The following is a 9,914-nucleotide window of genomic DNA, read 5'->3' on the forward strand; positions in this document are numbered from 1 at the left end:
CGAGTGGGACGGACATCAGCACCGAGGAGTCGACGGACGAGGAGTCGGGGGCTCACTGCGGCGTCGTGGCGATCAACCCACTGTAGCCCGGACGACCCTCGTCACCTCGGAGAGCACGCCGTCGCCGAGCACGACGACCTCGGGCGGGGAGAGCCGGAAACGACGGATCTGCTTGGCCGCCGCCTCGATCTCCTTCTCGGCGTTGATGCCCTTCAGCAGGACCAGCTCGCCTCCGGGCCGCAGCAGCGGCGCGGTCAGCGGGATCAGCTTCGAGAGGGCGCTGACCGCCCGAGCGGTCACCTGGTCGAGAGGCTCCGCGAGCTCCGCCTCTTCAGCACGGGCTCGCAGAACTGAGACATTCTCGAGTGCGAGTCCGTCGACCTGCTCTTGAAGCCAGACGACGCGACGCTCCATCGGCTCGATGAGCACGAAGCGGACGTCCGGCCGCACGATGGCCAGGACGAGCCCGGGAAGGCCCGCGCCACTGCCGACATCACCGACCAGTCCCGGACGCAGGAGAGGGGCCACCAGGGCGCTGTTGAGCACGTGCCGCGTCCAGAGCCGGGGGAGCTCCAACGGCCCGATCAGGCCGCGCTCCTCGCCCTGGTCGGCGAGAGCCTCCGTGAAGCGCCGCAGAACGGGCAGGCGGTCGCCGGCGATCGCCGCAGCGGCTGCAGGCTCGGCCTCGAGGGTCGACTCCACGCCGCTCAGCCGCGGGTGATGACGGTGTGGCGCTCGCGCGCCTCGCCGCGCGACTCCGACACGAAGCCGCGCTCGCCCACCATGTCGTGGACCAGCTTGCGCTCGTACGACGACATGGGCGGGAGCGAGGCCGACGTGGCGCCGTCCTCGATCCGCTCGATCGCGCGGTCGACCAGCTGGGCGAGCTCAGCCTCGCGGGCGTCGCGGGAGCCGCCGATGTCGAGGATGAGGCGGGAGAACGCGCCGGTCTTCGTCTGGACCGCCAGGCGCGTCAGCTCCTGCAGTGCCTGGACGGCGTCGGGGCGGGAGAGCACCCGGAGGTTCGTGTCGCCGGAGGCGGTGACCGAGAGGTAGGCGCGGCCGTTGCGGACCTCGATGTCGATGTCGCCGTCGAGGTCGCAGATGTCGAGGAACTCCTCGATGTAGTCGGCGGCGACGTCGCCCTCGTCCTCGAGCTGAGAGAGCGTGGACTCGGGCGCCTCGTCGACGGCGGACGCGTCCACGTCCACGGGTGCGGACGCGTCCTCGGTGATGGTCTGCATCGGATCGGTCATGGCGGCTCTACTTCTTTCCGGCTTGCTTCTTGGAGCGGTTCTTGCTCACGGGCTGCGTGCGCTGCACGGCCTTCTTCTCGACGAGGGTGACGTCGCCGGCGGCCGTGGTCTCCTCGACCAGCTTGCCCTTGCGGCGCAGGCGCTCCTCGCGGGCCTTGGCGGCCTCGCTGCCCGGGGTCGGCATGTTCCGGATGACGATGAACTGCTGGATCATCGTCCAGATGTTCGAGGTCAGCCAGTAGAACATCACGCCGAGGGGGAAGGCGAAGCCCGAGAAGGCGAAGACGAGGGGGAGGATGTAGAGCAGGATCCGCTGCTGTTTGAACGTCGGCGAGGCCTTCGCCTCGGGCGACATGTTCTTCGAGACGATCTGCAGCTGCGTGATGAACTGCGACGCGGTCATCAGGACGACCATGATCACCGCGATGATGATGACCGGCTCCTGGCCGCCCTCGGCGAGTGCGCCCTGGATCGACTGGTGCAGCGGTGCGACGCCGAAGAGGTTCGCCTCGCCGAACTGGCGGGCGAGCGTCTCATCGAGCGGGCCCACGCCCTTCTGGCTGTGCTGCGCCGCGTTCAGCACCGAGAACAGGCTGAAAAAGATCGGCATCTGGATCAGCAGGGGCAGGCAGGAGGCGAGCGGGTTGGTGCCCGTCTTCTTGTAGAGCTCCATGGTCTCGCGGGACATCGCCTCGCGGGACAGCTGGTCGCGCTTGCCCTTGTACTTGTCCTGGATCTTCTTGAGCTGGGGTGCGACCTCGAGCATCCGGCGCTGGCTCTTGATCTGCTTGACGAAGATCGGGATGAGCGCGGCGCGGATGACGATGACCAGGCCGACGATCGAGAGGACCCAGGTGATTCCCGCGGCCGCCTCCATGCCGGTGAAGGTCAGCAGCTGGTGGAAGGCGACGAGGAGCAGCTCGACCACCCACTTGAGGGGCCAGAGGATCGTGCCGAGGAGGTCCATGGAGTGGGGTCAGTCCTTTCGAGGGCCCACGACGAACCCGGCTCGCGTCACGGCGAAACGGGTCCGGCCGGAAGCCGGTCGGTGCAGGGGGATCGAGGTCGGGACGTCGTCGATGCCGCCGGCCGCCCACGGGTGGCAGCGGAGCAGACGGCGGGCCGCGAGGACGGAGCCGAGGACGAGCCCGTGGAGCTGGACCGCCTGGAGCGCGTACGCGGAGCACGAGGGGTAGTAACGGCAGACGTCCCCGTAGAGAGGGGACACGACCGCCCGGTAGACGATCAGGAGCAGGACGCCGATGTTCCGCGGCAGCAGGAGGATCGCCCACCCGAGCCGGGCGAACGGCGCCTCGCGGCGGGGGAGCACGGCGGTCACGAGGACGCCCCGCTCTTCCGCGCGGCTCGCGCCATCGCGGACCACACCTCGGAGCGCAGCTCCGACCAGGGGGCGTCGGCGCTGCCGGGCAGCGCGCGGACGACGACCTGGGTGCCGGGGTCGATCTCGGGGACGAGCTCGAACGCCACGGCCTTGAGCCGGCGGCGGACGGTGTTGCGCGTCACCGCGGTGCCGACCGTCTTGGCGACGATGAACCCGAACCGCGCCGGATCGCCCGCGGAGGACCGGCGGACATACGTGACGGTGTGCGGTCCTGTGGACCGCACACCGCGACGGACGACTGTCCGGTACTCGCCTCCGTGGACGATGCGATTGGCTCTGGCCAGCACCGCTGGTCGGTACCGCTCGCTGCTAGGCGGAGAGCTCGGTGCGCCCCTTGGCGCGGCGCGCGCTGAGGATGCCGCGGCCGGCACGGGTGCGCATGCGCAGACGGAAGCCGTGCACCTTGGCGCGACGACGGTTGTTCGGCTGGAAGGTTCGCTTGCTCATAATCAGATCTCCACGTACGTGTTCCGCGGCGCGAACCGGCACCACCCGCTCGGGCGGAGACTCGGATCCTCCGGGAAGAAGGGGTGCCCGGCTGCGGAATCCGCTCGGCCTGCGAGGGCCGCACGGACGACACCGGGCAGGCGTCAACTGATTTAAACTACGGCCTGTTCCGCCACCGGTCAAATGTGGACGGCGCGAAACCTCGATCATGCACACGGGACACGGGGTTCCGCGCATTGACACGCGGGTGTCGCTGTGGTGGATTTGTCTCCCGTCGGCTCCGTTCGTTACGGTGTTGAGCCGCAGTTATCCACAGGTGGGATCCGCGTCCTCCCGCGCCCGCACAGGCATCGCTCGAGGCCGGTGGACAACCCTGTGGAGAGAGCGGCACTCGAGACCCGGCTCCGCGCCCGGTCCGCGACGCCCCTGCAGCGGGCGGCGACGGGGCCGGCGGAGACGGCGATCCCGCAGCGACTTCACAGCGACAGCACCCAGGACCGGAGACAGATGGCAGACGACACGTCGATGGTCGACGCGTGGAACGTGATCCTCGGCGCACTCTCCCAGGACGAGCGGATCACCGCTCCCCTCTACGGGTTCGTCTCGCTCGTGGAGCCCAAGGGCATCATGGCGGGCACCTTCTACCTGGAGGTCCCGAACGAGTTCACCCGCGGAATGCTCGAGCAGCGCGTGCGCGTGCCCCTGCTCAGCGCGATCGGGACGCTCGACGACTCCTTCGGCGTCACGACGTTCGCCTTCGTGGTGAACCCCGACATCGAGCACGAGCCCCTCAGCTCCCCGTCGTCGCAGGAGTCGATGAACCCGTTCGAGCCGATCACCGCCTCCTCGGCGACGGTCGCGCCGACCCGCGGGGTCGAGGAGCTGCGGACCGTGCCGGCGACCGACACCCGGCTGAACCCGAAGTACAGCTTCGACAACTTCGTCATCGGAGGCTCCAACCGGTTCGCGCACGCCGCGGCCGTCGCCGTCGCCGAGGCTCCCGCCAAGGCCTACAACCCGCTCTTCGTCTACGGCGACTCCGGGCTCGGCAAGACGCACCTCCTCCACGCCATCGGCCACTACGCGATGAGCCTCTACCCGGGGATCCGGGTGCGGTACGTCTCGAGCGAGGAGTTCACGAACGACTTCATCAACTCGATCGCGAACAACCGGGGCAACGCCTTCCACGGCCGCTACCGCAACGTCGACATCCTCCTGATCGACGACATCCAGTTCCTGCAGGGGAAGGCGGAGACGCAGGAGGCGTTCTTCCACACCTTCAACCAGCTGCACGACCACAACAAGCAGGTCGTGATCACGTCCGATCTGCCGCCGAAGGCCCTGACGGGCTTCGAGGACCGGATGCGCTCGCGCTTCGAGTGGGGCCTCATCACCGATGTGCAGGCTCCCGACCTCGAGACCCGCATCGCGATCCTCCGCAAGAAGGCGGTCAGCGAGAAGCTGCTCGTGCCCGACGACATCCTCGAGTTCATGGCGTCGAAGGTGTCGAGCAACATCCGCGAGCTCGAGGGGACGCTCATCCGCGTCACCGCGTTCGCGAGCCTGAACCGGACGCCGGTCGACATGTCGCTCGTGCAGACCGTGCTCAAGGACCTGATCACGCTCGACGAGGACAATGTCATCTCGCCGGTCGACATCATCAACCACACCGCGGACTACTTCAAGCTCACGGTCGACGACCTCTACGGCTCGTCGCGCTCGCAGGCCGTCGCCACCGCGCGCCAGATCGCCATGTACCTGTGCCGGGAGCTGACGAACCTCTCGCTGCCCAAGATCGGCCAGCTGTTCGGCAACCGCGACCACACCACGGTCATGTACGCGAACAAGAAGATCTCGGAGCTCATGAAGGAGCGCCGCAGCATCTACAACCAGGTCACCGAGCTGACCACCCGCATCAAGACGAACCGCTAACCGGCAGTCGTGCGGTCCCCGGGACCGCCTGTCCCGGGTGGCGTGCCTGGGGGTCCATCGGCGTCCGTGCGCGGTGGTCGGGTAGTCGCTCCCTCTCCTCGTGTGGGGGGAGGGAGCGACGGGGATCGCGGCGCGAGCAGCAGGACGTCGGTGTCGGCGCGCGTCGAAATCAGGCGAAGGCGCTGGCGGGGGTCTCGATACGCCGCACTGCGGCTACTCGACCAGCACGGACCGGACATGCTCAGGGGGTTCGGGCGAGTGGCGGAGCGGCTGAGCGGCCGGCGTGCGATCGGACGGTGTCGATCCGCCGTGCGACGGCCAGGAGAGCAACGCGGGGGAGGGGGAGCGCGCACCGTCTTCCGGGCCGCTCGGACGGCGGCAGCCGCGCTCGACGGTCTCCGTCGTGACCGGAGAAGTCGTCGACGGACTCCTCGGACCTGCCTCGCGCGCCTCGGACACGCCGCCTCGCGCGCCTCGGAGGGCCGATTTCCACAGTGTGAGGAACCTGTGGATAACTGTGGACAACCGCCTCGGGACTGTGCGCCCGGAGAGCCCGCCTGTGGAGGGCGACTGGTCGGCTCGGATCGCTCCACAGGGCGTCCACGGGCCCGCTCACACTCCCTCCACAGGGGCGGGTCCCTCCGATCCCACCCAGGAGTAGGGGTCCGGAGCGTTTTCCACAGTTTCCACACGTGTTAACACTGTTAACGCAGTTCTCTCTTTAATGAAGCCTCGACCGGCAACCTCTCCACAGCGACTCGGGAGTGCTCGGCGGTCCACCCCCTTCCGAGCTCGTCGAGCCCGGCGGGTACGATGGGCGACGGTCTTCGTCCGCGACTCGTCAGGGGTGTACTCGTGAGGTTCCAAGCCAACCGCGATGTCTTCAGCGAGGCGGTGTCCTTCGCGGTCAAGCTGCTTCCGCAGCGCACGACCCTGCCGATCCTCTCCGGAGTCCTCATCGAGGCGACCGCCGAGGGTCTGACACTGTCCTCCTTCGACTACGAGGTGTCCGCGCAGACGCAGATCGCGGCCGACGTGGAGGAGACGGGGACCGTGCTCGTCTCGGGCCGTCTGCTCGCCGACATCGCGAACCGCCTCCCCAACGCTCCCGTGCGCATCGCCACGGAGGAGTCGCGCGTCTCGGTCTCGGCCGGCTCGGCGCACTTCACGCTCCTGCAGATGCCCGTGGAGGAGTACCCGAGCATCCCCGAGATCGACGCCTCCACCGGCCTCGTCCCGGCCGACGCCTTCGCAGCCGCCGTCTCGCAGGTGGCGGTCGCCGCCTCCCGCGACGACGTGACCCCCGTCATCACCGGCGTGCAGCTCGAGATCACCGAGAACACGATCGGCCTCGTCGCGACGGACCGCTACCGCGTCGCCGTCCGCGAGATCGACTGGGACAACGGGGACAACCCCGCGCCCACCCAGCCGCTCACCGCCCTCGTGCCCGCACGCACGCTGCAGGAGGTCGGCAAGACCTTCGGCCACTCCGGCACCGTCTCCGTCGCGATCACCAACCGCGACGAGCGCGAGCTGATCGCCTTCACCGCGGACCGCAAGACCGTCACCTCGCTGCTGATCAAGGGCAACTTCCCGCCCGTGAAGCGCCTCTTCCCCGCCTCCGTCGAGAACTACGCGGTCATGTCGACCAGCGACCTCATCGAGGCCACCCGCCGCGTCTCGCTCGTGCTCGAGCGCGAGGCGGCCCTCCGCTTCAGCTTCAGCAGCGACGGCCTCACCCTCGAGGCCATCGGCTCCGAGCAGGCGCAGGCGTCCGAGAGCATCGACGCGATCGTGACCGGCGACGACGTGGTCGTCTCGCTCAAGCCGCAGTTCCTGCTCGACGGCCTCGCCGCCGTCCACTCGGAGTTCGTGCGCATCGCGTTCACGAAGACCGAGAACCCCAACAAGCCCGGCCCCGTCCTGATCACCGCGCAGACCTCGCGGGAGCAGCCCGGCAGCGACAGCTACCGCTACCTGCTCCAGCCCAACCTGCTGCTGCGCTGACCACTCCCCGGATCGCAGAGCCGCGACCGCCCCGCTCCCGACGAGCGCCCGCCCGCCGGACAACGAATCCAGGAAGGTTCACCATGCACATCGGACTCGTCGGCCTCGGCAAGATGGGCGACAACATGCGCTCCCGCCTCCGCTCCAAGGGGCTCGAGGTCACCGGCTACGACCGCAATCCCGACGTCTCGGACGCGGCCTCTCTCGACGAGATGATCGCCGCACTCCCCTCGCCCCGCATCGTCTGGGTGATGGTGCCGGCCGGCGAGATCACCGACGCGGTCGTCAAGGACCTGTCGGAGAAGCTCAGCGAGGGCGACCTCGTCATCGACGGCGGCAACTCCCGCTTCACCGAGGACTTCAAGCACGACGCGCTGCTGAAGCCCAAGGGCATCCACTACATCGACGCGGGCGTCTCCGGCGGCGTCTGGGGACTCCAGAACGGCTACGGCCTGATGGTCGGCGGCCCGAAGGAGCTCGTCGAGTACGCCATGCCCGTCTTCGACGCGCTGCGCCCCGAGGGCCCCCGCGAGGAGGGCTTCGTCCACGTCGGCGAGGTCGGCGCCGGCCACTACGCGAAGATGGTCCACAACGGCATCGAGTACGCCCTGATGCAGGCGTTCGCCGAGGGCTACGAGCTGCTCGAGACCCGCAGCGACATCATCAAGGACGTCACCGGCACCTTCAAGGCCTGGCAGCGCGGCACGGTCGTGCGCTCCTGGCTGCTCGAGCTCCTCGTCCGCGCCCTCGAGCAGGACCCGGACTTCAAGAACATCGAGGGCTACGTGCAGGACTCGGGCGAGGGCCGCTGGACCATCGAGGAGGCCATCAACAACGCCGTCCCGGTGCCCACGATCAGCGCCTCGATCTTCGCCCGCTTCGTCTCCCGCCAGGAGGACTCCCCCGCGATGAAGGCCGTCGCAGCGCTCCGCAACCAGTTCGGCGGGCACTCCGTCAAAGCCGTCGACTGAGTCGGCTGGTGAGGACTGCCTCCGGCAGTCCTCACGGCGGTCGGCTTCCGGAAGGGGGCGCGTTCCGCAGGGCCGGTGATGGACGGCGGACTGCGGCCCGCCGCCCCCGTGAGGCAGGGATGCTCTCACGGGGGCGGCGGGCCTCCGGCCGCCTCCACCTCGCTACCGACGTCGGGCGGCGAGCCTTCGGCCGCCTTCACGGGCGGGGACGGGGCTCGGCCGATCATGGTGAGCGAGTAGTGGCCCCGGACGGGCGTATCGGGATCCGCGTCCCGGACGGTTCCGCCGCCGTGCTGGTCGAGTAGCCCGCAGGGGTGTGTCGAGACCGGGGGCGAAGGCCTGGCCGACCGTGGGACAGCGGGCCGCAGGCGCCGGAGCGGGTGGATCGGCCGAGCGAGACGGGCCAGGAGCCCGCAGGGGTGCAGTGAAGGCCCGCGACGACGGGTGGAGGAGGGGAGCGCGACGTGCAGGTGACGCAGCTGGCGCTCAGCGACTTCCGGAACTACGAGTCGGTCGATGTCGAGCTCGTGCCCGGACCGAACCTCTTCGTCGGCCGCAACGGCCAGGGCAAGACGAACCTCGTCGAATCTCTCGGCTACCTCTCCACCCTGGGCTCGCACCGCGTGTCGAGCGACCAGGCGCTCATCCGCGCCGGCCGGGACAGCGCCGTGGTGCGCGCCCGCCTCCGCAACGGCGAGCGCGACCTGCTGGCCGAGGTGCAGATCAACCGCTCCTCCCCCAACCGCGCGCAGATCAACCGCGGCGGGATCAAGCCGCGCGAGCTCCCCCGCTTCTTCTCCAGCGTCCTCTTCGCGCCGGAGGACCTCCTCCTCATCCGCGGCGACCCGTCGGCCCGCCGCCGCTTCCTCGACCAGCTGGTGATCCTCCGCTCCCCGCGGATGAGCGCCGTCCAGGCCGACTACGAGCGGGTGCTGCGCCAGCGCAACTCGCTGCTCAAGTCCGCACGGGCGAGCGGCGTCCGGGACCCCTCGAAGCTCGGGACCCTCGACATCTGGGACGAGCGCCTGATCGCGCTCGGGACCGAGATCATGCAGTCGCGCCTCACCCTGGTGGAGGAGCTGAGCGGACCGGTGCGCGCGGCGTACGAGGCGGTCGCCGGTGCCGACCAGCGTCCGGTGCTCCGCTCCCGCCTGAGCATCGAGGGCGCGGTCGACGACGACGGCGAGCCCTTGGAGCAGCCGGGCGCCGCGTCACCGGCGGCGGGCGAGGGACTGGCGGAGGCGTTCGCGTCCGCGCTGGCCGGGGTGCGCCGCCGCGAGCTCGACCGGGGCGTCTCCCTCGTCGGCCCGCACCGCGACGACGTGCAGTTCGAGCTGAACGCGCTGCCGGCCAAGGGCTACGCCAGCCACGGTGAGAGCTGGTCGTTCGCCCTGGCGCTGAAGCTGGGCGCTGCGGAGCTGCTCCGGCGCGACTCCCCCATGGGCGATCCGGTGCTGATGCTCGACGACGTCTTCGCCGAGCTGGACGCGCGCCGGCGCGAGCGCCTCGCCTCGGTGGTCGCCGACTACGAGCAGGTCCTGATCACCGCGGCCGTCTTCGACGACGTCCCGGAGGCGCTGGCCGCGCACACCGTGCGGATCGAGGCCGGCCGGATCGTCGGCACGGGCGCCGCCGCCGCGCCGATCGCCGTGCCAGAGCCGACCGCACCCGACTCCGCCTCGCCCGATCCGGTGTCCTCCGACTCCCCTCCTCCCGGTCCCGAGTCCTCCCGCTCCTCTTCTCCCGATCCGGTCTCGTCCGACTCCCCTTCTCCTGGTGCCGTCTCCTCCGTCGCGGCCTCCTCCTCGGAGACCGCGTCCCCAGCGCCTGCGTCCACAGATCCCGCGTCCCCGGAGCCGCCCGCCCCCGCCCCGTCGGAGCCGGCCGATGGCTGACTCC

9 protein-coding genes and 1 pseudogene are annotated in these 9,914 nt (G+C 69.7%); 4 read left to right on the top strand and 6 right to left on the bottom strand.

Translation table 11 applies throughout. The annotated features are described in order from the left end of the window. Nucleotides 1–72: 72 nt before the first annotated feature. The 6 genes from rsmG to rpmH are packed head-to-tail and all read right to left on the bottom strand — an operon-like array spanning nt 73 to nt 3,105. Nucleotides 73–702, bottom strand: coding sequence for a 16S rRNA (guanine(527)-N(7))-methyltransferase RsmG (gene rsmG, locus C5C69_RS09095; RefSeq protein WP_104257799.1), 630 nt, complete (start codon nt 700–702; stop codon nt 73–75). Nucleotides 703–707: 5 nt separating this feature from the next. Next, entirely contained in the window at nt 708–1,256 is a 549-nt protein-coding gene (locus C5C69_RS09100) for a R3H domain-containing nucleic acid-binding protein (RefSeq protein ID WP_181127048.1), read from the bottom strand. Between the two features lie 7 nt (nt 1,257–1,263). Next, a complete protein-coding gene (yidC, locus tag C5C69_RS09105) occupies nt 1,264–2,223 on the bottom strand; it encodes a membrane protein insertase YidC (RefSeq protein WP_104222681.1) in 960 nt (319 codons plus the stop codon). A gap of 9 nt (nt 2,224–2,232) precedes the next feature. Further along, nucleotides 2,233–2,586 (bottom strand): membrane protein insertion efficiency factor YidD, encoded by a 354-nt coding sequence (yidD, locus tag C5C69_RS09110; RefSeq protein WP_244230695.1) that lies wholly within the window; start codon nt 2,584–2,586, stop codon nt 2,233–2,235. Between the two features lie 5 nt (nt 2,587–2,591). Beyond that, nucleotides 2,592–2,945 carry a ribonuclease P protein component gene (rnpA, locus tag C5C69_RS09115; protein WP_104222680.1) on the bottom strand — a complete coding sequence of 118 codons (354 nt, stop codon included), beginning with the start codon at nt 2,943–2,945 and terminating at the stop codon, nt 2,592–2,594. Between the two features lie 22 nt (nt 2,946–2,967). After that, a complete protein-coding gene (gene rpmH / locus C5C69_RS09120) occupies nt 2,968–3,105 on the bottom strand; it encodes a 50S ribosomal protein L34 (protein WP_055784512.1) in 138 nt (45 codons plus the stop codon). A 627-nt stretch (nt 3,106–3,732) separates the two neighbouring features. Between rpmH and dnaA the strand changes: the two genes are divergently transcribed. The 4 genes and pseudogenes from dnaA to recF form a co-directional block, all read left to right on the top strand. Then, on the top strand, nt 3,733–5,037 hold the full coding sequence (gene dnaA, locus C5C69_RS09125; RefSeq protein WP_374952921.1) for a chromosomal replication initiator protein DnaA: 1,305 nt from the start codon (nt 3,733–3,735) through the stop codon (nt 5,035–5,037). 855 nt (nt 5,038–5,892) lie between these two features. Beyond that, nucleotides 5,893–7,044, top strand: a complete 1,152-nt coding sequence (dnaN, locus tag C5C69_RS09130) for a DNA polymerase III subunit beta (RefSeq protein WP_104232992.1) — start codon at nt 5,893–5,895, stop codon at nt 7,042–7,044. Between the two features lie 83 nt (nt 7,045–7,127). Beyond that, complete coding sequence (gnd, locus tag C5C69_RS09135; protein WP_104222677.1) at nt 7,128–8,015, top strand: phosphogluconate dehydrogenase (NAD(+)-dependent, decarboxylating); 888 nt, start codon at nt 7,128–7,130, stop codon at nt 8,013–8,015. A gap of 464 nt (nt 8,016–8,479) precedes the next feature. Further along, nucleotides 8,480–9,640: pseudogene (gene recF / locus C5C69_RS09140) on the top strand (DNA replication/repair protein RecF); the annotation flags it as partial. Nucleotides 9,641–9,914: the final 274 nt, after the last annotated feature.

The organism is Rathayibacter sp. AY1C7, assembly GCF_002931865.1.
In the GTDB taxonomy this organism is placed as follows: Bacteria; Actinomycetota; Actinomycetes; order Actinomycetales; family Microbacteriaceae; genus Rathayibacter.

Coding starts and splice junctions, on each gene's coding strand:
- C5C69_RS09100 (WP_181127048.1), bottom strand. CDS start 1,256: ATGACCGATCCGATGCAGACCATCACCGAGGACGCGTCCGCACCCGTG.
- yidC (WP_104222681.1), bottom strand. CDS start 2,223: ATGGACCTCCTCGGCACGATCCTCTGGCCCCTCAAGTGGGTGGTCGAG.
- rpmH (WP_055784512.1), bottom strand. CDS start 3,105: ATGAGCAAGCGAACCTTCCAGCCGAACAACCGTCGTCGCGCCAAGGTG.
- dnaA (WP_374952921.1), top strand. CDS start 3,733: ATGGCGGGCACCTTCTACCTGGAGGTCCCGAACGAGTTCACCCGCGGA.
- gnd (WP_104222677.1), top strand. CDS start 7,128: ATGCACATCGGACTCGTCGGCCTCGGCAAGATGGGCGACAACATGCGC.